This is a genomic window from Rhizobium sp. N621 (genome assembly GCF_001664325.1).
GTDB classification, from domain to species: Bacteria; Pseudomonadota; Alphaproteobacteria; order Rhizobiales; family Rhizobiaceae; genus Rhizobium; species Rhizobium esperanzae.
Window position 1 is genome coordinate 136,103 of record NZ_CP013496.1, and the last position, 23,249, is coordinate 159,351.

Annotated in this window: 26 protein-coding genes; 17 read left to right on the forward strand and 9 right to left on the reverse strand. The window is 61.5% G+C overall.

What is annotated here, in order from left to right:
- Window positions 1-59: 59 nt before the first annotated feature.
- The 5 genes from AMK00_RS21810 to ccoN are packed head-to-tail and all read right to left on the reverse strand — an operon-like array spanning window position 60 to window position 3,646.
- Window positions 60-245 (reverse strand): hypothetical protein, encoded by a 186-nt coding sequence (locus tag AMK00_RS21810; RefSeq protein WP_016737114.1) that lies wholly within the window; start codon window positions 243-245, stop codon window positions 60-62.
- Window positions 246-255: 10 nt separating this feature from the next.
- Window positions 256-1,119, reverse strand: coding sequence for a cytochrome-c oxidase, cbb3-type subunit III (gene ccoP / locus AMK00_RS21815; RefSeq protein WP_064811864.1), 864 nt, complete (start codon window positions 1,117-1,119; stop codon window positions 256-258).
- Between the two features lies 1 nt (window position 1,120).
- Window positions 1,121-1,273, reverse strand: coding sequence for a CcoQ/FixQ family Cbb3-type cytochrome c oxidase assembly chaperone (locus tag AMK00_RS21820; RefSeq protein WP_003568501.1), 153 nt, complete (start codon window positions 1,271-1,273; stop codon window positions 1,121-1,123).
- Window positions 1,274-1,280: 7 nt separating this feature from the next.
- Entirely contained in the window at window positions 1,281-2,015 is a 735-nt protein-coding gene (ccoO, locus tag AMK00_RS21825) for a cytochrome-c oxidase, cbb3-type subunit II (RefSeq protein ID WP_064811865.1), read from the reverse strand.
- 8 nt (window positions 2,016-2,023) lie between these two features.
- Complete coding sequence (gene ccoN / locus AMK00_RS21830; protein WP_064811866.1) at window positions 2,024-3,646, reverse strand: cytochrome-c oxidase, cbb3-type subunit I; 1,623 nt, start codon at window positions 3,644-3,646, stop codon at window positions 2,024-2,026.
- Between the two features lie 236 nt (window positions 3,647-3,882).
- On the opposite strand from ccoN, the gene AMK00_RS21835 reads away from it, so the two are divergent.
- From AMK00_RS21835 to AMK00_RS21860, 6 genes are all read left to right on the forward strand, one after another.
- Window positions 3,883-4,608, forward strand: a complete 726-nt coding sequence (locus tag AMK00_RS21835) for a Crp/Fnr family transcriptional regulator (RefSeq protein WP_064811946.1) — start codon at window positions 3,883-3,885, stop codon at window positions 4,606-4,608.
- Between the two features lie 26 nt (window positions 4,609-4,634).
- Window positions 4,635-6,560 (forward strand): hybrid sensor histidine kinase/response regulator, encoded by a 1,926-nt coding sequence (locus AMK00_RS21840; protein WP_064811867.1) that lies wholly within the window; start codon window positions 4,635-4,637, stop codon window positions 6,558-6,560.
- Window positions 6,561-6,890: 330 nt separating this feature from the next.
- Window positions 6,891-7,334 (forward strand): pseudoazurin, encoded by a 444-nt coding sequence (locus tag AMK00_RS21845; RefSeq protein ID WP_064806892.1) that lies wholly within the window; start codon window positions 6,891-6,893, stop codon window positions 7,332-7,334.
- 58 nt (window positions 7,335-7,392) lie between these two features.
- Window positions 7,393-7,920 (forward strand): YcnI family protein, encoded by a 528-nt coding sequence (locus AMK00_RS21850; protein WP_064811868.1) that lies wholly within the window; start codon window positions 7,393-7,395, stop codon window positions 7,918-7,920.
- A 218-nt stretch (window positions 7,921-8,138) separates the two neighbouring features.
- The gene (locus AMK00_RS21855; RefSeq protein WP_237350491.1) at window positions 8,139-9,668 is read left to right on the forward strand and encodes a copper resistance CopC/CopD family protein; all 1,530 of its coding nucleotides are present in this window, start codon (window positions 8,139-8,141) and stop codon (window positions 9,666-9,668) included.
- Between the two features lie 66 nt (window positions 9,669-9,734).
- Window positions 9,735-10,217, forward strand: coding sequence for an NUDIX hydrolase (locus tag AMK00_RS21860; RefSeq protein WP_064811869.1), 483 nt, complete (start codon window positions 9,735-9,737; stop codon window positions 10,215-10,217).
- Window positions 10,218-10,246: 29 nt separating this feature from the next.
- Here AMK00_RS21860 and AMK00_RS21865 read toward each other — a convergent pair whose 3' ends face one another.
- Together AMK00_RS21865 and AMK00_RS32675 are read right to left on the reverse strand one after the other, a co-directional pair.
- The gene (locus tag AMK00_RS21865) at window positions 10,247-10,735 is read right to left on the reverse strand and encodes a hypothetical protein (protein ID WP_064811870.1); all 489 of its coding nucleotides are present in this window, start codon (window positions 10,733-10,735) and stop codon (window positions 10,247-10,249) included.
- 1 nt (window position 10,736) lies between these two features.
- Window positions 10,737-10,892 (reverse strand): hypothetical protein, encoded by a 156-nt coding sequence (locus AMK00_RS32675; protein WP_167377210.1) that lies wholly within the window; start codon window positions 10,890-10,892, stop codon window positions 10,737-10,739.
- Between the two features lie 96 nt (window positions 10,893-10,988).
- Here AMK00_RS32675 and AMK00_RS21870 point away from each other — a divergent pair, with 96 nt between their 5' ends.
- The 6 genes from AMK00_RS21870 to AMK00_RS21895 all read left to right on the forward strand — a co-directional run bounded on the left by AMK00_RS21870 (window position 10,989) and on the right by AMK00_RS21895 (window position 16,482).
- Window positions 10,989-11,537, forward strand: a complete 549-nt coding sequence (locus AMK00_RS21870; RefSeq protein ID WP_064811871.1) for a cytochrome c oxidase subunit 3 — start codon at window positions 10,989-10,991, stop codon at window positions 11,535-11,537.
- Window positions 11,534-11,827 (forward strand): hypothetical protein, encoded by a 294-nt coding sequence (locus AMK00_RS21875; protein WP_064811872.1) that lies wholly within the window; start codon window positions 11,534-11,536, stop codon window positions 11,825-11,827. The genes AMK00_RS21870 and AMK00_RS21875 overlap by 4 nt, the downstream gene beginning before the upstream one ends.
- A 101-nt stretch (window positions 11,828-11,928) precedes the next feature.
- Window positions 11,929-12,381, forward strand: a complete 453-nt coding sequence (locus AMK00_RS21880; protein ID WP_064806903.1) for a c-type cytochrome — start codon at window positions 11,929-11,931, stop codon at window positions 12,379-12,381.
- A 19-nt stretch (window positions 12,382-12,400) separates the two neighbouring features.
- Window positions 12,401-13,741, forward strand: a complete 1,341-nt coding sequence (locus AMK00_RS21885; RefSeq protein WP_064811873.1) for a cbb3-type cytochrome c oxidase subunit I — start codon at window positions 12,401-12,403, stop codon at window positions 13,739-13,741.
- Between the two features lie 35 nt (window positions 13,742-13,776).
- Window positions 13,777-14,592, forward strand: coding sequence for a CbbQ/NirQ/NorQ/GpvN family protein (locus AMK00_RS21890; protein WP_064811874.1), 816 nt, complete (start codon window positions 13,777-13,779; stop codon window positions 14,590-14,592).
- A gap of 3 nt (window positions 14,593-14,595) precedes the next feature.
- Window positions 14,596-16,482 carry a nitric oxide reductase activation protein NorD gene (locus AMK00_RS21895; protein ID WP_064811875.1) on the forward strand — a complete coding sequence of 629 codons (1,887 nt, stop codon included), beginning with the start codon at window positions 14,596-14,598 and terminating at the stop codon, window positions 16,480-16,482.
- Between the two features lie 59 nt (window positions 16,483-16,541).
- On the opposite strand, the gene hemN is transcribed toward AMK00_RS21895, so the two are convergent.
- The gene (hemN, locus tag AMK00_RS21900; protein ID WP_064811876.1) at window positions 16,542-17,894 is read right to left on the reverse strand and encodes an oxygen-independent coproporphyrinogen III oxidase; all 1,353 of its coding nucleotides are present in this window, start codon (window positions 17,892-17,894) and stop codon (window positions 16,542-16,544) included.
- Window positions 17,895-18,111: 217 nt separating this feature from the next.
- On the opposite strand from hemN, the gene AMK00_RS21905 reads away from it, so the two are divergent.
- The 4 genes from AMK00_RS21905 to AMK00_RS21920 are packed head-to-tail and all read left to right on the forward strand — an operon-like array spanning window position 18,112 to window position 20,586.
- Window positions 18,112-18,396 carry a DUF2249 domain-containing protein gene (locus AMK00_RS21905; RefSeq protein ID WP_064806912.1) on the forward strand — a complete coding sequence of 95 codons (285 nt, stop codon included), beginning with the start codon at window positions 18,112-18,114 and terminating at the stop codon, window positions 18,394-18,396.
- A gap of 15 nt (window positions 18,397-18,411) precedes the next feature.
- Window positions 18,412-19,764, forward strand: a complete 1,353-nt coding sequence (locus AMK00_RS21910; protein WP_064811877.1) for a hypothetical protein — start codon at window positions 18,412-18,414, stop codon at window positions 19,762-19,764.
- Between the two features lie 5 nt (window positions 19,765-19,769).
- Window positions 19,770-20,300 carry a DUF2249 domain-containing protein gene (locus AMK00_RS21915; RefSeq protein ID WP_064806917.1) on the forward strand — a complete coding sequence of 177 codons (531 nt, stop codon included), beginning with the start codon at window positions 19,770-19,772 and terminating at the stop codon, window positions 20,298-20,300.
- Window positions 20,287-20,586, forward strand: coding sequence for a metal-sulfur cluster assembly factor (locus AMK00_RS21920; RefSeq protein WP_167377211.1), 300 nt, complete (start codon window positions 20,287-20,289; stop codon window positions 20,584-20,586). The genes AMK00_RS21915 and AMK00_RS21920 overlap by 14 nt, the downstream gene beginning before the upstream one ends.
- Before the next feature lie 37 nt (window positions 20,587-20,623).
- Here AMK00_RS21920 and AMK00_RS21925 read toward each other — a convergent pair whose 3' ends face one another.
- Window positions 20,624-21,838, reverse strand: a complete 1,215-nt coding sequence (locus AMK00_RS21925) for an NnrS family protein (RefSeq protein WP_082240372.1) — start codon at window positions 21,836-21,838, stop codon at window positions 20,624-20,626.
- 200 nt (window positions 21,839-22,038) lie between these two features.
- On the opposite strand from AMK00_RS21925, the gene nirK reads away from it, so the two are divergent.
- Window positions 22,039-23,193: a copper-containing nitrite reductase gene (gene nirK, locus AMK00_RS21930; protein ID WP_064811878.1), complete on the forward strand. Its 1,155-nt coding sequence runs from the start codon at window positions 22,039-22,041 to the stop codon at window positions 23,191-23,193.
- The last annotated feature ends 56 nt before the right edge of the window (window positions 23,194-23,249 follow it).

Sequence of the window (23,249 nt, forward strand, 5' to 3'; positions counted from 1 at the left end):
CGTGGCCGGAGGACAGCGGGGGAGAAACGCCGCTGGGACGTCCTCGACAGGCGCCGATACTATCGGCTCGTCTGCTTGTGATCTTTGAGGCTGGTCAAACTCACGATCGAATTGCCGATCTTTGCCGGGTCGTCCTGCTCCGAAGATGCAGGCATCGGTTGGGCGCGCGCCGAGACACGCGATCGGATAACAGCACGCGGCGTGCCGTAGAGACCGAGGATCGGATTGTGGTCGTGGGCTGTCATGGCTTTCTCCTTACGTGCCGCCGCCGAGCGAATGGACGAAGATGGTCAGCTCCTTGACTGTCGTATCGCCGAGACGTCCCGCCCAGGCCGGCATGACGCCATGCTTGGGAGAGGCCACCTGGCGAAGGATGGCGTCTTCGCCGCGCGCCTTGAGCCAGATCGCATCGGCGAGATCCGGCGCGCCCATTTCGGCCTTGCCCTTGGCGTCCTCGCCGTGACATGCGGCGCAATTGTCGAGGAAGACCTGTTTTCCCGCCTCCGCGAGCGCGGGATCGGGCGGCGTATTGGTCAGCCCCCAGACGTAGGCGGCGACCTGCTTCATCTGGATGGGTTGCAGAACGTCGGTAAAGGGCGGCATCTCGGAAGCATGGGTCTCCGTATCGCCGTCGAAGCGGATCCCATGAGCGATCGTGGTCTGAATCGCATCGAGGTCCCCGCCCCACAGCCAGTCATCGTCGTTGAGATTCGGGAACCCTGGGCCGCCACTCGCGCCCGAGCCGTGACAGGGCGCGCAGTTGACCTTGAAAGCGGACGCGCCGCCGGCAATGGCGAATTCACGCAAAGCCGGATCCGCGTCGATTTCCTGCACGGTCTTGGCGGCGATCAGATCATGGAACTTCGTCTGGGATGCCTTGGCGAGATCGAGGTCCTGCTGCAGCTCGGCGCGCGTCGAGTAGCCGAAATAGCCTTTCGTGGCGGATGTGATCATCGGGATGGCCGGATAGGCGATGGCATAGCCGATCGCCCACAGGATCGTCACGTAGAACGTCCAGACCCACCAGCGCGGCATCGGATTGTTGAGTTCGCGGATGCCGTCCCATTCATGTCCGGTCGTTTCGACGCCGCTCAATTCATCGATATGGTTTTCCGACATCTCAATCGTCCTTCAAGGGAATATCGGCGGCTTCTTTCGCCGTCTGCTTGCTGCCTGGGCGAAGGGTGAACACGACCGCGCCGACGAAGAATGCCGCCATCGCCAGGAGGCCCCAGCTGTCGGCGAAGTGTCTCATTGCAGTATAGGTTTCCATGGATCCCTCACCGGTAGCCGGTCGCGTCGTCATAGGTCGAGAAATCGACCAGTGTTCCGAGCATTTGCAGGTAGGACACCAGGGCGTCCATTTCGGTCAGCCTGGCCGGGTCGCCGTCGAAATCGCCGATCTTCGCCTTCGGATAGCGCTGAAGCAGCGCCGTCGTGTCGGCATTCGGATCGGCCTGAGCCCTCATGTCGGCCTCGGCATTCGCCAGCATGTCGTCGCTGTAAGGCACGCCCACGTCCTCGTTGGCCTTGAGGTCCATTCCGACATCCTTGACCGTCACCTCCTGCTCCTTGAGGAAGGCGTAGCTCGGCATGATGGATTCCGGCACGACGGCGCGCGGATTTGCGAGATGCTGGACGTGCCATTCGTTCGAGTAGCGTCCGCCGACGCGGGCCAGATCCGGCCCGGTTCGCTTGGAGCCCCACTGGAACGGATGGTCGTACATCGATTCCGCGGCCAGCGAGTAATGGCCGTAACGTTCGACTTCATCGCGGAACGGCCTGATCATCTGGCTGTGGCAGAGATAGCAGCCTTCACGGATGTAGATGTTCCGTCCGGCGAGCTCCAGCGGCGTGTAAGGCCGCATGCCTTCCACTTTCTCGATCGTGTTCTGCAAGTAGAACAGCGGTGCGATTTCGACGATGCCGCCGATGCTGACGACGAGCAGCGAGCCGACCAGAAGAAGCGTCGCGTTCTTCTCGAGGATCTTATGTTTATCAAGTATCGATGCCATGTCTCACCTCATTCGGCAGGCTGTGCCTGGGGCACGAAAGTGGTCGGGATTGCAGCTTCGTCGCGCAGGTGGCCGCGGATCGTCATGAACACGTTCCAGGCCATGACCAGGCCGCCCGCCAGGTAAAGCGCTCCGCCGACCGCGCGCAGCACGTAGTAGGGGATCATCGCCGCGACCGTTTCCGCGAAGGAATAGACGAGGAAACCCTGGGAATTGTATTCGCGCCACATCAGCCCCTGCTGGATGCCGGCAACCCAGAGGACCGCGGCGTAGATCACGATGCCGAGGGTCGCGAGCCAGAAGTGCCAGTTGACCATCCGCAGGCTATAGAGACGCTCGCGCCCCCACAGCTTCGGCGTCAGGTAATAGATCGCCCCGAAGGTGATCATCCCGACCCAGCCGAGCGCGCCGGAATGCACGTGGCCGATCGTCCATTCGGTATAGTGGCTGAGCGAATTGACTGTTTTGACCGACATCATCGGGCCTTCGAAGGTCGACATGCCGTAAAAGGCGATGGCGACGATCATCATGCGGATGATCGGGTCCGTGCGGATCTTGTCCCAGGCGCCCGACAGGGTCATCAGGCCGTTGATCATGCCGCCCCAGGAGGGCATCCAGAGCATGACCGAGAACACCATGCCGAGCGTCTGCGCCCAGTCGGGCAACGCCGTGTAATGCAGGTGGTGCGGACCTGCCCAGATATACATGAAGATCAGAGCCCAGAAGTGGATGATCGACAGCCGGTAGGAATAGACGGGTCGATTGGCCTGCTTCGGCACGAAATAGTACATCATGCCGAGGAAGCCGGCGGTGAGGAAGAAGCCGACGGCGTTATGGCCGTACCACCATTGCGTCAGCGCATCCTGAACGCCGGAGAAGAGCGAATAGCTCTTGGAACCCAGGAACGAGGCCGGAACCGCAAGATTGTTGACCACGTGCAGCATCGCAATGGTGACGATGAAGCCGAGATAGAACCAGTTCGCCACATAGATATGCGGTTCCTTGCGCTTCAGGATCGTTCCGAGATAGACGGCGAGATAGGCGACCCAGACGATGGTCAGCCAGAGGTCGACATACCATTCGGGCTCGGCATATTCACGGGCCTGGTTGATGCCGAGCACGTAACCGGTCGCCGCCATGACGATGAAAAGCTGGTAGCCCCAGAAGACGAACCAGGCGAGGCTGCCGCCGAAGAGGCGCGCGCGACAGGTCCGCTGCACCACGTAAAAGGACGTCATGATCAGCGCATTGCCGCCGAAAGCGAAGATGACCGCCGATGTGTGAACCGGCCGCAGCCTGCCGAAATTGAGATAGGGCGCAATATTGAGATCGGGAAAGGCCAGCTGCAGCGCAATTATGACGCCGACCAGGAAGCCGACCACGCCCCAGAATACGGTGGCGATCAGGCCGTAGCGGATCACGTCGTCGAAATAGCCGGACAGGTCGACCTTCCGCCGTTGGTCCGCCGGTGCGAAGTCGATCCTCCTGACAAGGAGCAGGGTTCCCGCAACCAGGCAGAAGCTGAGTATGCCCATATGGACCGCAAAGAGATGATCGTGCGCGAATGCGGCTCCCAGCAGTGCTAGAAATGCCGCGACCGCGAGCATCATTGTTTCCATCGTATAATTCATGATGTCGTCCCCGGTGCAAAGACGACCGCCCCGCGGCCGGCTTTTCTCGTAGTTCGGGGCAGGACTGTCACGAAGCCGGCGACGGCTCCTTGATCTACATCAACAAGGAGACTCCAAGCCGCAGTGGGCCGCCGCTGTTACACATTGTTACACTCTTTCACCCTTTGGCACCGTCCGCTCATTCGCGTGTGACGCAGCGGCTTTCTACTGCACCCACTGCCACGAGGGACATGACGATGCTGATGCAGAACAACCACGCGTTCGAAAATGCCGAGAAAACGGGCGAAGCCATTAATGCCGGCCAATCGCTTTCGTCGCTTTTCCTGAGCTCGGCGGCGGAACCCGTCGCCGCCGGCAAGGCGATTTGCTGGGAGGGCGACCAGGCGAAACATCTCTTTCAGGTGGAAGAAGGCGTCGTTCGCCTGCATCGCATCATCGGCGAAGGCCGCCGGGTGATCACCGCCTTTCATTTTGCCGGCGATCTCATCGGCGCCTCGTTGCAAAATGACTTCATTTTCACGGCGGAGGCCGTCACCGAATGCAAGATCCGGCGCATGTCGCGCAAGAGCTTTCATGACGAAGTCGCCCGCTCCGACGCACTCGGCCCGGCCTATATCTCCCTGCTTTGCCAGGAGGCGGCCGCCGCGCATGAGCAGATGGTGCTGTTGTCGAAAAAGAATGCCGAGGAGCGTCTCTGCAGCTTCATCGTCAAACTTGCATCCCGCCGCAACCCGCGCCAAGGTCTGGTGCGCATTCCCATGAACCGCCAGGACATTGCGGATCATCTCGGCCTCACCATCGAGACCGTGTCTCGCACGATCACGAAACTGGCGTCGCGCAACATCGTCATTCCCGAGGGCAGGCACGACCTGAGGATCGTCAATCTCGCCCGGCTGAAACAGTTGTCCGGCGACGCTGATGATTTTTCTGACGATTCCTGTCATAGGGTCAACCTGCACTGATGCAACAAGCCGCAGGATCGACCGTCATGCCTCACCGCCTCGTGTCACCGAGAACCGCATCGCCGCAGGAGCTGGACGCTATGGTGCACGTGCTCGACGGAGCGGATATCGTGGTCCATCGTTTCGACGGAACGATCACGCACTGGTCGATCGGCTGCGAGAACATGTATGGCTGGGCAAGAGAGGAGGCCGTCGGCGAGAAGGTCCACGAACTTCTGGCGACGAAGTTTTCCGAACCGGCGGAAAATATCCGCGATCAGCTGAAATCCCGCGGCTTCTGGCAGGGCGAAATCATTCATCGCCATAAGGGCGGGCACGACATTCATGTCGCATCCCGCTGCGTGCTGGTCAATCTGCCGGACGGGGAGCTTACCGTGATCCAGACAAACAGCGATGTCAGCGCCCTGAGGCAGGCTCAGGAGGCGGTCAAGTCGCGTGAGGCGCATCTCAGCTCGATCCTCGATACCGTCCCCGATGCAATGGTGGTGATCGACCATAAGGGAACGGTGCTGTCGTTCAGCAAGGCCGCCGAAAAGCTGTTCGGAATGCCCGCGGACCAGATTTGCGGCCGCAACGTCAGCAACCTGATGCCGACCCCCTACCGTGAGGCTCATGACGGCTATATCGACCACTATATCGAAACCGGCGAGAAGCGCATCATCGGCTACGGGCGCGTGGTAACCGGACAGCGGGCCGACGGCTCACAATTCCCCATGGAGCTGCATGTCGGCGAGGCGACCGCCAACGGCGAGCGGATTTTCACCGGTTTCGTCCGGGACCTGACAAGCCGCTTCAAGATCGAGGAGGATCTGCGCCAGGCGCAGAAGATGGAGGCGATCGGGCAGCTGACCGGCGGCCTCGCGCATGACTTCAACAATCTCCTGACCGTCATCAGCGGCAATCTCGAAATGATCGAGGACAAGCTGCCGCCCGGCAGCCTTCGTGACATTCTCAACGAGGCCCAGGCCGCCGCGCAGGACGGAGCGATCTTGACCGGCCAGCTGCTGGCCTTCGGCCGCCGGCAGCCGCTGAACCCCAAGCATGCCGATCTCGGTCAGCTCCTGAGCGGCTTTTCGGATCTGCTGCGGCGAACGCTCGGCGAAGATATCAGGCTGTCGACCGTCATTGACGGGTCGGGCCTCAACGTTCTCGTCGACAGTTCACAGCTTCAGAACGCCATTCTGAACATCGCCCTGAACGCAAGGGACGCCATGCCGAAGGGCGGCAGCCTGACGACAACGATTTCGCGCGTTCACCTCGATGCCGATTATGCGAAAATGTATCCGGAGGTGCGCAGCGGCAACTTCGTCCTCATTACCATGACGGATACCGGCACGGGCATGACCGAGGAGGTCAGGAAGCGCGCGATCGAACCTTTTTTCACGACGAAGGAAGTCGGCTCGGGCACGGGTCTCGGGCTCAGCATGGTCTATGGTTTCGTCAAACAGTCGGGCGGGCATCTCCAGCTTTACAGTGAGGTGGGACGCGGCACGACGGTTCGGATATATCTGCCGGCCGTCGCCGGCGCCAAGCCCCGCGAGCCGGCGCTGGACCAGGGCGCCGGCGAGAGCCAGCTGCCGTGCGGCGATGAAACGGTGCTGGTCGTCGAGGATGACGCCCGCGTCCGCCGCGTGGCCGTCGCCAGGCTCGCGTCAATGGGCTACACGGTGCGTGAAGCCGAAAACGGCCGCCGCGCACTCGAAGTCCTGCAGGAAAACGACGACATTGCGCTCCTGTTCACCGACATCGTCATGCCGGGCGGAATCACCGGTGACGAACTCGCCCGGGAGGTGCGCGTTTTGCGCCCCGACATCGCGGTTCTGTTCACGTCGGGATATTCCGAGCCGGGCCTTGCGGGCAAAGGCATCGTTCCCGGCGCACAGTGGCTGCGCAAGCCCTATACCGCCAAAGAGCTGGCGTTGAAGATCCGCGAGCTTCTCGACGCAAAGTGATCTCAGGCCTGCGCCATCTCGAATAGCCGTCTGGAACTGACGCTCGCCAAGCGAAGGTCCTGCCCGTCATCCGCGTCGCCCGACGGCTTCGTCGGAGCGTTCCGGCAAGTTGCGATCGCCATTGAAAAACTGGATCGCCGGCCCGGCAACTGGCGCAAGGCCGCATGGCCGCGCAAGGCAATGGCATTCTTGGCACGGCATCGGGCAAACAGCCAAAACCTGGTTCCCGGCTTTTTTCGCGAATTTGACGGGCGTCAAAGAACCCGGTTCCGGTATCTCTTAAAACATGTTCATGAGGCTGATCGAGCCTCGCAGAACAGGAGATTGCAAATGCGTTTGAAATTCGGTCTGATCGCTGCAGCGGCAGCCTTGATTGCCTCGGCAGCGCCATTGCTGGCCGCCGACCACCAGGTTCAGATGCTTAACAAGGGCGCCGACGGCGCAATGGTGTTCGAGCCCGGCTTCTTGAAGATCGCCCCCGGCGACACCATCACCTTCATTCCCACCGACAAGAGCCACAACGTCGAGACCTTCAAGGGCCTCATTCCGGACGGCGTCGCCGAATTCAAATCCAAGCCGAACGAACAGTATCAGGCGAAATTCGATGTCCCCGGTGCCTACGTCGTAAAATGCACGCCGCATGCCGGCATGGGCATGGTTGCCTTGATCCAGGTCGGCGACAGCCCCGCCAATCTCGACGCGATCAAGACGGCAAAGGTGCCGAACATGGTACGCAAGCGGCTCGATGCCGATCTTGTCCATATCACCCAGTGATCAGCGACCGGTGCGGATGGCAGCGCTCGCGCGCCATCCCGCACGATGGAGAACCATCATGTTCAAGCCCATGATGCTTGCTTTCGCGGCAGTTGTCTGCGCGGCCGGGGTGGCCGATGCTCACATTACCCTCGAGCAGAACCAGGCGCTGTCGGGCAAAGCGTACAAGGCAGTGCTTCGCGTCGGACATGGGTGCGAGGGCAAGGCAACGGTCAAGATCCGCGTGAAGATCCCGGAGGGTCTGCTATCGGCAAAGCCGATGCCGAAACCCGGCTGGACCGTCGAGAAGGCGAATGCGGCCTATCAGCAGAGCTACGATCTGTACGGCAAACCTGTGAAGGAAGGCGTCAGTGAGATCACATGGTCAGGCGGCAACCTCGCCGACGATGAATATGACGAGTTCGTTTTCCGTGCGACGGTCGCAAAGGAGATCCCGGCCAAAACCCGCATTTACGTTCCTGTCGTCCAGGAATGCACTGAAGGTGCGGTCGAACGCTGGATTGAAATTCCTGCGGCAGGCAAGTCTTCCGACGACTATGACGCCCCTGCTCCCTATTTCGACGTGATCGAACAACCGCGTTCGTGAACGGGTGAGAGCCGTCGATCATGTGGCCCTTGAGAATGGGAAACCTCGCGACACGGCTCCTTAGAGCGGTTCAGCTTTTCATGGAAGCGCGGAACCGCTCCAACCTTTTGGATTTACGCAATTCCCGGCAAAAGCGCTTCGCGCTTTGCCTGGGAAAACCCGCTTCGCACTTTTCCTGGAATTGCTCCAGGCCGGCTTGCGCTGCCGCTGTCATAGTTATGGGCACGTGTCTGCCGACAGGCGCGCTTGCCCACGCCACCTTGAAAAATTCGACGCCGGCCGCCAACGAGACACTGGACCGGCCGCCGACCGCAGTCGAACTGCATTTCAATGAACCGGTCCGGCTTATCCGGGCGACAGCAAACGACGGCAGCGGCCCGAGCCAGGAGCTGGCCGCCGAGACTTCGGGTGCCGACGTTCGATTGCGATTTGCAAATTCCAATGTCCGCGGCACCGTGATTGTGAGCTACCGCGTCGAGTCCGAGGACGGCCATCCCGTCGGCGGCGCCCTCGCGTTCAATATCGGCGCGCCCTCCACGGGATTGCCCGTTGCCCTTGGCGAACGGACGGACCCTTCTTTGCCGATCGCCATCTGGCTCGTGCATACCGCCACGGTTCTGTTCATGGCATTCATCGTCGGCGGCGCGCTCTTCGATCGCTGGCTGGGCGCGGGCCGCGGCCGGGCAGCAGGCGTCGCAGCGGTCCTGCTGCCGGGAGCCGCTTTGCTGGCGGCGGGCCTCTACCTGCAGGGGCTGGACGAAGCAGGACGTGGCCTTGTCTTGGCCGGCGGCGAACCGTTCGAGATCGCACTGCAAGGCAATGCGGCGATCTGCGCCGGCCTGTTCTTTCTGTCGCTCATGGTCACCACGCTTCCCTTTGGCGACCGCAAAATCGCCGGCCGCATCCTTGCCGCCGTTGCCCTGGCGCTGGCCGCGGGCGCCTTCGCATTCAGCGGGCATTGCAGTATCGTAGAGCCGCGCTGGATAGGAAGGACCGCCATTTTTCTCCACAGCGCAACGCTGCTGTTCTGGATAGGAAGCCTTCCACCGCTCTGGCGGCTCTGCCGAATGCCGCTGGAGCTGCGTCCGCTGGAGAGCTTCTCGCGCAGCATTCCCCTTGCGTTCGCCGCGACGATCGTTGCCGGAACCGTGCTGGCGGTCGCGGAGCTTCCGGCGCTCGCGCAAATCCTGTCGTCGCTCTACGGCCGGATTCTCGTCGTCAAGATCATGCTTGTCGCCGTTCTTTGTATGCTGGCCGCCTACAACCGCTTCTGGTTGACCGGCGCGACTTTGGCGGGAGACGCGGTTGCGAGAAGACGTCTGCGCCGAAGCATTGCCTTTGAAATTGTCCTGGCCGTCGCAATCATCGGCGCGGCCGGCCTCTGGCGGTTTGCCGGCCCCGGGCAAGCGGATGCCGCCGATGTTACGCCGATAGCATCCGTTCATCTGCATGCCGACAGCGCAATGGCTCAACTGGAGCTGGAAGCCGAGCCAAACGGAACCGGGAAGATCCACGTGGCGGTCATGGCTCCCGATTTCGGCGCGCTCGATCCCCGACAGGTCGTTCTTCGCCTGAAGAAGCCGGACTCCGAAATCGAGCCGATGAAATTCGAACTCGCCCGGGCGGCGCAGGGCGGGTGGGAGACGAGCGGCCTTCCGGTGCGCGATCCGAAGAGCTGGCTGGCGGATCTCGAGGTGCTGATCGACGATTTCCATTCGGTGCATCTCGAAGGCAGCCTGTCGGAATGACGGTCACTCCGGAATTCAACCATGGCGTCTACTTGCCAAGATAAACAGCCGACACATCCTTGATCGATGAACAAGGCGCCGACACTCCTGTCCCAGCTTGCCGGCCATGCCGAGACGATTCTCCTCGGCAAGGCCCTGGAGCAATTCGGCGCGCTTTGCCTGCGGGAGGAGCCTGGCGGCGGTTTTGAGGTCCTGCTCATCACGACGCGCGAAACCGGCAGGTGGACGATTCCCAAGGGCTGGCCGATCAAGGGTCTCGCGCCGCATGAGGTGGTCGAGCGCGAGGCCTGGGAAGAGGCGGGTGTGAAGGGGCGGGCGAAGAAACGTGCTTTCGGCTGCTTCTCCTATCTCAAGACGCTTCCGGACGGAAAACAGGTGCCGTCATTCGTGACGGTGCACGTCATGACGGTTCGCCGCACCAAGGCCCATTTCCCGGAACACAAGGAGCGCAAGCTCGCCTGGATGCCGCCTCTCGAAGCGGCCTCATTGGTGAACGAGCCGGAATTGAAAAGCCTGTTGCGGCGCGTGGAACGGCAAGCGCTTCCCTGAGGCGTGTCGGGACGGTGATCCGCCTTTGCTCAGGCCGCTTCGGTCTGATCGGTCGCCTCTTGTAACCGTGCGGCAGTTTCCATCGCCCGCTGCACTAACCTCATGATCTCGCGTTCGGACCTGATATGACCGCGCGTCGAGCAGAAGAACGAACGCAGCTGGTATCCGACGGCTTCCCAGGAGAGCCGGCAGCGCCCCTCGCCCAGCGTTTCCAGCGTGACGACGACGTCTCGCGCGGCACCACGATCGATCAGGCGGCCTGCCCGCCGCCGTTGTTCCGCGCCGGCCTTTTCTGCGGCGTCCATGATCAATCCGAGCCCGGAGGAGATCAGCCGCTCTTCGAGCTCGTGTGTCGTCTGCAGCAGCGGAAGCAGGCCGTCTGAGATACGGTCGCAAATGTCTTCGTCGATGTGGCAAGGCAGGAAATCGGCGATTGCCTGGAGCACGTCGCACCACGACATCAGTTGATCGTAGCAGCGTTCGAGTTCTGTGAAATCGGTCGGGATCGGCTTCATCATATTACCTCTGCAGGAACAGGCTGGCGGCGATCGCAACCGCCGCGAGAACCGCGGAGACCGTGCCCGTCCGCTGCAGGACGCCCATCCGATAGAGGGCGATCGCGAATATGATGATCACGGGCGTTGCTATCGACAGTCCTATCTGGGCATCGGTCATCGGGTTCTCCTTTCGGCAAAACCTAGGTCTTCTGATCTGCCCACTCTTTGCGATCGGTCAAAGAGCGCGCGCGAAATCATCTCTATCGTCACAGCCATGACAGCGATGATTTCCCCCGAGCTCCGCAGCCAGTCCACAGCCCAAAGCGACGACCTGATGGTGTGGATATTGGCGTGGAGCGAACTCGCGGCTTTTGCGGCAATGATGATGGGCTTCGTCATCGCGTCGTGGTTCCAGCCGGAATTATTTGCGGCCGGAAAGGCCAGGCTCCATCATGAAATTGCACTCGCAAATACAGTGGTCCTGCTGGTGAGCGGCTGGTGTGCGGCGCTCGCCGCGCGGTCCGTCAATTTGCGGCAGCAACGGCAAGCCCTGTTTGCTTCGGCCGCCAGCGGGATTCTGTTCGTCGCCCTCAAACTCTACGAATACCAGGTGGAAGGCGCATCGCTGCTTGCCGAGGACAGCTTCTGGCAGCTCTACGTCCTGATAACAGGATTTCACCTTGTTCATGTCCTGTTCGGATCTCTGGTCCTGGCGCTGATGGCCCGGTTTCCATCGCCTCAGAATATCCATCTCGTGACGACCCTCTGGCATGTCATCGACATCGTCTGGCTGGTCATGTTCCCGGTGGTCTATCTCTTATGACTGTACAAAACAGGGTGAATGCCCCCTCGCGGGCGCTGATCTTTCTGCTGATGCTGACAGCCTGCGTCTTCGCAACCTCGACGCTTCTGTCGGGCGCTGCGGCAAGGCCCGCACTGGCGCTGGCCGCCGGGCTGATTGCGCTGGCGAAAGTGCGTCTGGTCGTCTCCGGTTTCCTCGGCCTGCGCTTCAAGGGTTCGCCGCTCGGCCTCGCATTGATCCTGTGGGCGGCAGCCGTGCTGCTCCCGGCCTTGGCCAGTGCGCTCGCATTCTCGGCGGTCTTTGCGAATTAACAAAGACCCGCCGCCGCCCTTCCGTCATCCAGGAAGCGTGAGCCCTAGGCTCCGTTTTCGACGTCACGGCGGGCTCCGCCACGGACATGAAAGGATCATCGATGGCTGAGCGCCTGACAAAAACCGCGGCCCGAAACGTGTTCTACGGCGGATCGGCCTTTTTCTTCGCCATATTCATCGGGCTTACCGCCCACAGCCACTATTACATCCGGACCGTCTCGACCAACGAGGCGACACTTACCGAGAGCGTCGCCAGAGGCAAACACATCTGGGAAAAGAACGCCTGCATCAACTGCCACACGCTGGACGGCGAAGGCGCCTATTTCGCTCCCGAGCTCTCCAATGTCTGGATCCGCTGGGGCGGCGACAAGGACCCGGCTAGCGCGCGCGAGGCGCTCCACGCCTGGATGGCGGCACAACCCTCCGGCATCGAGGGCCGCAGGCAGATGCCGCAATTCAATCTAACGGAAGAAGAAGTGAACGATCTCGCGGACTTCCTCGAATGGGTCAGCAAGATGAACACGCAGGGGTGGCCGCCGAACCAGGCGGGCTGACGGGCGAGAGGATCAAGCAATGAAATACAAGACACAAAGCGTCGCCATGCTCTATTTCTACGGAGCTCTCGGCCTTTTCATGGCACAGCTGCTGTTCGGCGTCCTGGCGGGAACGATCTATGTCCTGCCGAACACGCTGTCGGTCGAGCTGCCGTTCAATATCGTCCGCATGATCCACACGAACGCGCTGATCGTGTGGCTGCTGATGGGCTTCATGGGCACCACCTATTTTCTTCTTCCGGAGGAATGCGAGACGGAGCTCTACAGCCCGAAACTCGCCATCGCGCAGTTCTGGATATTCCTGGTGGCCGCGGCGGTCGCCGTCATAGGCTACCTGTTCCACATTCACGAGGGCCGCGAGTTTCTCGAGCAGCCCTTCGCGATCAAGGTCGGCATCGTTATCGTCGCCCTGATGTTCCTGTTCAACGTCACCATGACAGCCTTGAAAGGACGCAAGACGACGATCACCAACATCCTGCTGTTCGGACTCTGGGGCGTGGCGATCTTTTTTCTCTTTGCCTTCTATAACCCGGTCAATCTCGCGCTGGACAAGATGTACTGGTGGTATGTCGTCCACCTGTGGGTCGAGGGCGTCTGGGAGCTGATCATGGCGTCGGTTCTGGCCTTCCTGATGATCAGGCTGAACGGCATCGACAGGGAAGTCATCGAAAAATGGCTCTATGTGATCATCGGCCTGGCGCTCTTCTCGGGCATTCTCGGCACCGGCCATCACTATTACTGGATCGGCGCGCCCGGATACTGGCAGTGGATCGGCTCGCTCTTTTCGACGCTGGAGGTTGCCCCGTTCTTCACCATGGTGGTTTTCACCTTCGTGATGACCTGGAAGGCCGGCCGCAAGCACGAGAACAAGGCGGCGCTGCTGTGGTCGATCGGCTGCTCGGTCATGGCCTTCTTCGGCGCCGGCGTCTGGGGTTTCCTCCATACGCTGTCTTCGGTGAACTATTATACGCATGGCACACAGGTTACCGCGGCGCACGGGCACCTGGCCTTCTTCGGCGCCTACGTCATGCTCAATCTCGCGGCAATGGCCTATGCCATTCCTCAGATCCGCGGCCGCGCGCCCTATAATCAGTGGCTCTCGATCACGAGCTTCTGGGTCATGTGCTCGGCGATGTCGGTCATGACCTTCGCCCTCACATTTGCAGGCATCATCCAGGTTCACCTGCAGAGGGTGCTCGGCGAGTCCTACATGGACGTGCAGGATCAGCTCAGCGTCTTCTACTGGGTCAGGCTCGGCTCCGGCATCTTCGTCTTCATCAGCGCGCTGATGTTCATCTGGTCGGTTCTCGTCCCCGGCCGCGCCCGCCTGCCCGACGCAATTGCACAGCCCGCCGAATAGGCGGGCTCCCCTCCCCTTTTTGGAGAACAGAAGAAATGACGATCGCGTTTAATCTGCCGCTCGATGCGAATGCGGGAATCCCGCACTACACTGCCCATGGAAACGAATGCGCGCTGTTCGAGAGCGCCTGGAGCCGGCAATTGCCGATTTTGCTCAAGGGGCCGACGGGCTGCGGCAAGACCCGGTTCGTGCATCACATGGCCGCGCGCCTGGGGCTGCCGGTCTCGACCGTCTCCTGCCATGACGATCTCACCGCTGCGGATCTGACCGGCCGGTATCTCTTGAAAGGCGGCGAAACCGTCTGGGTCGACGGTCCGCTGACGAAAGCCGTGCGCGAGGGCGGCATCTGCTACCTCGACGAGATCGTCGAAGCGCGCAAAGACGTCGCCGTCGTTCTTCATCCGCTGACCGACGACCGCCGGCTCCTGCCGCTCGAGCGCACCGGTGAACTCATCGAGGCGCAATCGTCTTTCATGGTGGTGGTATCCTACAATCCCGGCTACCAGAATCTGATGAAATCCCTGAAGCCCAGCACCCGCCAGCGCTTCGTCTCGATCGAGTTCGACTTCCTACCGCGAGACCGCGAGATTGCGACCGTATCGATCGAAAGCGGCCTGGCGGAGAGCCGGGTGGCGCCGCTGGTGGACCTTGCTCGCCGGCTTCGCGCTCTTAAGGGGAAGGATCTGGAGGAGGGCGTCTCAACGCGCCTCATCATCTATTGCGCCACCCTCGTCGATGCCGGAATCTCGGTTGCCGAAGCGGTCAGGGCCGCGATCATCGAACCGCTGACGGATGAAGCCGACGTGAAGGCCGCCCTTGTCGAGGTGGCCGCAGCGACGCTCGGCAGGTGAGAGATGCTCGAATTCCTGGAACTCGAGGAAACGGTCGGACGCGCCTGGCACCGCCTTGTCGGCGACACGCGCTCCTGGCCCAGCCATCCGCAGCACGCGGTCAGATTGGCCGACATCAAATCGCAGCTGGCCGTCTGCTTCCGGGCCTTTGGCGGCGAACCGACATTGCAGATCCAGAAATCACGCCAGCAGATCTCGTCACATCGGCTGCGTTTCCGGCAAGTTGTCGGCCTCGGCGAGGAAAGAAGCGATCATCCGAGCTGGGACGGCAGCGCCGTCCACCTGCCCGCCTCGATCGATATCTTCGATGACGAGCGGCTGAACCGGGATCTCTATTTCTGGCTCGCCGCCTATATCGCGGTGGCTGTCATTCCGAGCTGCCAAGCGGCCGACGCCATGCTTTCCGACATTGCCCGGATCGAAACAGGTCGTGAGAACGCCGCGCGAGTGGTCGAAATCTTTCCTGGCATGCATGCACGATACCTGCGCCTGAGCGAGGCCATTCTCGCATGCCGGACGCGCGGCAGGCTGCCCAAGGCCGAAAGGCAGGTCGAGGATTATCTGCGCTTTGCTCTGGCTTTTCCCTTGGGGGACCGGTTGCCCGATCTTGTCCGGCCGAGCGGCGCCAAGGCGCCGCCGGGATATCTGCCGATGCTGCCGGTCCCGATCTGGCCCGATTTCACCGGCCGCACGGAAGCCGAAAGATCCGAGCGAGAAGACCTGCCTTCCGAGGGTGGCGAGGCAGGCCCTGCCCGCTCTTCGCATCAAGCGGTCCGCAAGAGGGATGCCGACGACCGCAAGCGAGATCCCTTCATCCTCAACCGGTTCGAAAAGATCCTCGCAATGGCCGAGATGGTCAATGTCGACCGGCCGACGGACGATCGCGAGGAGGACGATGCCGGTGCGGCCGACGAACTCGACGAGATCACCTTGAGCGAAACACGGGAGCGGCCGAAGTCGAAATTCCGTTTCGATCTGGATCTCTCCCCGGAGGCCTCGGACGTTTCCCAGATCCATGGCGTATTGACCTATCCCGAATGGCATTTCCGCAGAGAGGAATATTTGGAGAATCACTGCCGCGTCCTGCTCGGCAGCGTCCCGGCCGCGCAACAGGCTCCCGTCGTTGCCGATCAGGCGATCGTGCGCAAGGTCAGACGGCAATTCGAGACGCTCAGGCCGAAGAGGGAGATCAGGAAGGCGCAGCTCGACGGTGACGACCTCGACCTCGAGGCCGTGATACGGTCGCGCGCAGACCTGCTCGCGACCGGACAGCCGGACGACCGGATCTACGAATGCGCCCGTCCTGCCTCACACGAGCTTGCAACATCGATCCTCGTCGACGTCTCGCTGTCGACTGACTCCTGGGTGGACAATCGCAGGGTTCTCGACGTCGAGAAACAGGCGCTCGATGTCTTCGCGCGCGGCCTGGATGCCTGCGGCGACAGTTTCGCCATTCACACCTTCACATCGAGACGCCGCAGCTGGGTGCGCATCGACAGCATCAAGGAGTTCGACGAAACGTTCTCGCAGACGACTGCGCAGCGGATCGCCGATCTCAAACCGGGTTACTACACGCGAATGGGGGCAGCCCTCAGACATGTTTCGGGACAGCTGCACAAACACGCCGCAAGGAAAAAGCTGCTCCTCATCCTGACGGACGGCAAACCGAACGACGTCGATCATTACGAAGGACGGTTTGCCCTGGAAGACAGCAGGAAGGCGGTCGCCGAAGCCCGCGCGCTCGGCCAGGCCGTGTTCGCCGTCACCGTGGACCAGAATGCCGGTGACTACTTGCCGGCAATTTTCGGAAGGGCGGGCTTTGCCGTAATTTCGGATATTGCAAGCCTACCTGGCGCGCTGCCGGCGATCTACAGAAACCTCACCGCCTGAACGGCATGAACAAAAGGCCGGAGGTCCCGAGTGGCACCTCCGGCCTGGGCTTGATGCTGTCAGGCGGCCTTGCTGTGCGTGCGGCCGAGCGAGCCGAAATAGGCGTCGAATGCCGCCGCGACGGCACGGACCATGAAGCGTGCATCCCGGGATACGACGATCCGCTCACCGCTGATCGTCACGACGCCGTCGGCGACCAGCTCGCCGAGACGGTCGTTGCGTTCGACAAGGAAGCCGGTGTCGAAACCTGACCCGCTGCTTAACCTACCGAGATCGACCTCGAAATCGCACATCAGCCTTTCGATGATCCTGGCCCGAAGCTTGTCCTCTTCGCTGAGAAGATATCCCTTGGCCGTCGGCAGCACGCCGGAGGCAACGCGCTCGGCATAAAGACCGAGAGGCACGTGGTTCTGCATATAGCCACTCGGCAGCCGCCCGATCGCGGAAGCGCCAAGACCGATGAGGCTATCGCAATCATCCGTGGTATAGCCCTGGAAGTTTCGTCTCATCGTGCCGTTGCGCGCGGCGAGCGCCAGCTGATCCTCCGGCAGTGCAAAATGATCGAGCCCGATGCGCACATATCCGGCTTGTTGAAGCTCCTCGGCGATGGCTTCCGCCTGCTCGTTCCGCTGTTTTGCGTCCGGCAGTGATGCTTCGTCGATAAGGCGTTGGTGTTTTTTGAAGGCAGGTATGTGGGCATAACCGAAAACGGCGAAACGTTCGGGACGCAGCTCTACGGCGAGGCGGACCGTTTCCACGCAGGATTGGATCGTCTGCTTCGGAAGGCCGTAGATCAGGTCGAAATTGATGCTCGTCACGCCTGTCGAGCGCAGCCCGGCGACCGCCGTTTCGGTCTGCTCGAAGGACTGCAGCCGGTTGATTGCCGCCTGCACGACCGGATCGAAGCTCTGGACGCCGAGGCTCGCGCGATCGACGCCGTTTTCGCCGAGCGCATCGATCATGGGAGCGGCCAATGTGCGCGGATCGATCTCGACCGCGACGCTGGCATCCGCCTCGAAAGCGAAGGCGCTTCTGAGCTTTGCCATCAGGGCGGAAAATTCCTGCGGCTTCATGATTGTCGGCGTGCCGCCGCCGAAATGCACGTTCCTGACGGGCACGTCGTTTCCAGCGGCAAAGGAGACGAGCTCGATCTCCTGGCTCATCACATCCAGATAGTCGACGACCGGAGCGTCCTGCCGGGTGATGGTCGTGTGGCAGCCGCAGTACCAGCACATCGAACGGCAGAACGGTACGTGGAGATAAATCGAGACAGGCCCGGCCTTTCCGATATTGGCGAGGCCGGCGGCATATTCATCCGGCCCGACGGTGGCCGAAAAAGCCGGCGCCGTCGGGTAACTCGTGTAACGCGGAAGCCGCGCATCGCCGTATTTGGCGACCAGATCGTCGGACATGTCACATCCCTTTTCAAAAGCAGGATGCTTTATGACCTCTAGCGGCACGCTCTTCCTTGTCCCAAATCAATGATGATGCCGTCGCCGCGGAAATCATCCGGATATTTGTCCGCTGTCAAAGTCAGCTCTTCCGAAGCCGCCTAGGGTCTCGTTCCGACAACGGGACGAGCCGCGGTCCCGTCCGTTCGAAGGACGCGGCACAAGGAAACAAGCAAGAATGACTGATGCGCAAAACCTCCAGGGTGAAACTCCTCATATCGATGTCCGCACACTGCCACCTGCCGAGCGGCATCCCCGGATCTTCGGCACGCTAAGCGCGCTGACCCCCGGCGGCAGTTTGCTGATCACGAGCGATCACGAACCTAGGCCGCTGCATTATCAGCTTGAAACCGGATTTCCCGGAAAGTTCTCCTGGGACTATCTGGAACAGGGCCCTGAAATCTGGCGCGTGCAGATCACCCGGCAGGATGCCGGTTGCGACTGCTGCTGCGGCAGCCACTGAGGTCGGATCGGCGCGATGATGCCTCTCGGCACAAGCCTGTCGCGTTGGACAATGTCCTATTTCGGCGCGGCGCTCTTCTTCCTGCTTCTGGCCGAAAGCCTGCTTTCGGCCGGGATTTGGGCACCCTCCTCGGCTGTCGCCGAACCCGATGCGCTCATCATCGTGCATTCGATGACGATCGGCTGGCTCGGCCTGCTGATGATTGGCGCGCTGCTGCAGTTCACGCCGGTGCTGACGGGTCTCGGCCTGCCGACCGGGCGGTTCGACCTGCCCTGCCTCGTGGGCTCGATGGCCGGGCTCGGACTTCTCCTCTGCGGCTTTCAGCTCATCGACGCGGGATCCGCTGCGGCAGGCCCGGTCATGATCGCGGCATCGGCGATACTGCTTGCCTCGCTCCTGTCGATCGCATGGGTGCTGTTATCAGGCCTGTGGCGCGGCAGGGCGGCGCATCCGGCTTCGCCGCTCGTCATGCTCGGCCTGACATGCCTTGCGGTGACGGTCGCGCTGGGATCGTTGTTTGCCGTCACGGTTTCGGGGCCGGCGGCCACCCCAAGCATCAGCGAATTCGTCGCCAATGCCGTCCCGTTCCATGCGAGCTTCGGTCTCGCCGGATGGATGACCTTTGCCGCGATCGGCGTCAGCTACAAACTGCTGCCGATGTTCCTGCTTTCCGACGAGATGAAGAAATCGCCGTTCATCCGCAACACGGGATCGTTTGCGGCAACGACGCTTGGCTTTGCCGCGGTCGCGACGATATTCGAGCCATCCTTGGGGCAACGGGTCTTTCTTGTGGGATCGCTGTTCTTCCAGCTGCCGATCGCGGCCTATCTGGCCGAGCTGTTCCTGGCCTATCGCGCAAGACGCCGAAAAGACCTCGAATTGAACATGTCGGGATCCCTGCCCGCCTTCGTTCTGCTCGGCCTTTCGGTTCCGATGTTTGCCGTTGCCCTGGCCAGCGATGCCGGCCCTCAGAGTTTTACCGCCATAGCCTATCTGTTCGTCTTCGGCTGGCTGACCGGCCTCGGCTTGTCACAGCTCTTGAAGATCATTCCTTTCCTGACCTGGATCGAGGCGTTCGGACCACTTCTTGGACGCAGGCCCACGCCCCGGCTGGCCGACCTGCTCAATGGACGACGGGCCGCAGCCTGGCTCTGCATCTTCTATCTCGCCGTCGTCGCATCAGCGGCGGCGATCGCGGCCGGATCGGATGCCGGTTTTCGTCTTGCCGTCACGGCTCAGACTTTCGCCACGGCTGCTCTTGTCACGGAGTTTGTCCTTGTACGTCGCCTGGCGAATATCGACTCCGCCGCCAAGGGAGCACCCTTTCAACAGCCGGCGCTTTTCGTCGCCGCCAAACCACAGAGGTAACGACAATGGTTCAGCTCCGTGAACTCGACGTAAGACAGATCCTGCGCGACGGCGGCATGCCGTTTCAGCTCATCATGGACACGTTCGCAAGTCTCGACCCCGATGAAGGCCTGCGGCTTCACGCCATATTCGAGCCAGTCCCTTTGATCCGCCAGCTGGAACGTCGCGGCTATTCGCACCTCAGCCGGCGCCTTGCCGAGGACGACTGGGAAATCGATTTCGTCCCTCATCAAAAAACCAACGGCGATCCCGTAACGGCAACCGCAACCGCGGAGGCGATCTGGCCGGAACCGAGCTGGAACCTCGATCTGACGGACCTCGCGCCGCCGGAGCCGATGGAGCGCATCCTCTCCCGCCTGGAATCGATGGAAAGCGGCGAAGTGCTGTTTGCGCTTCTGAACCGCGAGCCGCTGTTTCTGTTCAATGAGCTCAAGGCCCGCGGCCATGAATGGATCGGAGATTTCGACGCCAGCGGCAGGATTTACAGAATCATGATCAGGGCAACCCCGGCGAATGTTTCCGATGTCCGCGCATGAGATCTCCAGATCGGCAATTCTGGCAGCGTTACGTGCTATCGAGGATCCGGAGCTCGGAACTGATATCGTCGAGCTCGGGCTTGTTTACGCCGTCGGAATTTCAGATGACGGTACCGTCAGGATAGAGATGACGACGACGACCCGCTTCTGTCCGGCCTCCGCCTTCATCGCGGAGGCGGTGAAGGCGCGGACGGAAGAGATCGCCGGCGTTTCAGCCGCCACCGTCGACATGGTCTACGAACCGGCCTGGACGCCTGAGATGATGGGGCGGTTGCCGGGGGAGTGAATGCGAATGCCGCCTGAGAACCAGGCGGTATTCATGGTCACGGCCGCCGCGCCGCCAGCGGTTTCCGGTCACGGCACAGGAACGGAGCATGTTCGAGCGCAAACAGGCCGAAAGCGACCGACCAGCCGAGCGCCGATAGCGTCAACACCTGCATCGTGAAAGCGGGAACCAGTTCTGCCGCGGGCCTGAGGAGCGCGACCACGGCAAGCACGACATAGGATGCGTTCGTCATCGGGCTGGACTTCAATTTTCGCCCGGTATGGCCTCGGCTTGCCCGCGTCATGACGGCCAGCATCATCATCGACATGGCGCCGATCGCAAAAACATGCAGTACGGCGACCTGCGACAGACCGATCGAACCGAAGGCGACGGCGGCAAATCCCAGGGGGATGAAACCATAGGCGGCGTGCAGCACGAACAGGATCGGCTCCGGCCAGGTCGTCCAGCCGCGCCAGCGGATCAGCCTAATACCGTTCATGGCCGCGGCGGCGGCCGCAGACAGACCGGTTGCGATGGAGCCGGGCGAGATCGCCCACGCGGCGAGCGAGACGGCGCCGACGATGATCGTTGCCGCGTCGAAGCCGCTGTAGGGCACCGGAAAATCGGTGCGGCCGCGTTGATTGATCCAGTTCCGGGTAAAGCTCGGCAGGATCCGCCCTCCGACGATGGTGACGAGCAGGACGTAAGCGCCAAGGCCGAGACGCATGCCAAGTTCGGGACTGCCGCCCGCGAGCACCTCGAAATGGAAGAAGACGTTGGCGAAAGACAGGACGGCTAGCCCGCCAACGACCTTCAGATCCTTCCATTTCCTTCCCGCAATCACTTCGCGGCCGGACAAGACGAGCATGAGCGGAAGGAAAAGGCTGTCGACAAAGACGGCGGCCGTCACCCAGACGCCGCTGCTCGTCAGCATGGCGATACGGCCGATGCTCCATACCGCAAAGAGCCCGACGAGCGGAGGCCCTGCAATGGGAAGGCGGCCGGTCCAGTTCGGGATTGCGGTGAGGAGAAAACCGGCGAGAACAGCGGGCGCGAAACCGAAGAGCATCTCGTGCGCGTGCCAATACAGCGTCCCGTAATCGCCTGCCACCGCGACGCCGTAATTGAGGAATGCTGCCCAAAGGCCGATGCTCACGATCGCCCACAATGCCGCGGCCAGAAAGAAGGGACGAAAGCCGTAAGAGAAGAGGACCATTCCGGAGCGGCTCATTCCCCGGGGCGTTCTGGTCTCCGCGTCCTTGGTAATCTGCATGATCAATGTCTCCATTTTGATCATGCAGAAATGCCGGGACGCAAGACAGCAGTCGTTGAGATTACGCAAAGAACATCTGTCGAACTTTGTGCCGGCACAAACAGTGAGTTTGCGCCACGTCAAAGATTTCCATCCGGTTTCTTCTACTCTCCCCTTCGACAGGGCGGCGTCCGCTCGGTCTTCGACTACAGGAGATTAGAATGACAAATACTCTGCAAATGACCCGGCGCACGATGCTGACGGGTGCTGCTGTTGCCGGAGCGCTGACGCCAATCATCGTATCCAGCACGGTGCAGGCCAACGAAGAGGTTGCGGCGGCCGACGCCCTCAAGACCGCCAAACAGACGAAGGTCGACCTGGCGAAGCTTCCCCGCGAGAAGGTCGCGCTCGTCAAGCCGCCCTTCGTTCACACGCACCAGCAGAAGGCTGACGGCGGACCGAAGATCAAGGAGTTCACGCTGACCATCCAGGAAAAGAAGATGATCCTGGACAAGGACGGCACCGAAATCAACGCCATGACCTTTGACGGATCGGTTCCCGGGCCTCTTATGGTGGTGCATCAGGACGACTACGTCGAGCTGACGCTGGTCAATCCCGAAACCAATACACTTCAGCACAATATCGACTTCCATGCCGCGACGGGCGCTCTGGGCGGCGGGGCGCTGACGGTGGTCAACCCGGGCGAGAGCACGGTCTTTCGTTTCAAGGCGACCAAGGCGGGCGTATTCGTCTATCACTGCGCCCCTCCCGGCATGGTTCCGTGGCACGTCACATCAGGCATGAATGGCGCGATCATGGTCCTGCCGCGCGAGGGTCTCAAAGACGGCAAGGGTAGGCCGCTGGTCTACGACAAGATCTATTATGTCGGGGAGCAGGACTTCTACGTCCCGCGCGACGAGACCGGCAAGTTCAAGAAATATGACAGCCCCGGCGAAGCCTATGATGAGACGGTCGCAGTGATGAAAACCCTGACGCCGACCCACATCGTCTTCAACGGCGCGGTCGGCGCTCTGACCGGAGAAAATGCGATGACTGCCAAGGTCGGCGAAACCGTCCTGATCGTTCATTCGCAGGCCAACCGCGATACAAGGCCGCATCTGATCGGTGGGCACGGCGAATATGTCTGGGCGACCGGCAAATTCCTCAACCCGCCCGACACGGATCAGGAAACCTGGTTCATCCCCGGCGGCACGGCGGGTGCTGCCATCTACACTTTCGCTCAGCCAGGCATTTATGCCTACGTGAACCACAACCTTATCGAGGCCTTCGAGCTGGGGGCGGCGGCCCACTTTAAGGTGACCGGCGAATGGGACGACGATCTCATGACCTCGGTCAGGGCGCCGTCGGCAAGCTGACCTGGCGGAGGGGGCGGTGCGCGGGCCAGGGGCGGCCCGCGCACCATTCTCATTTC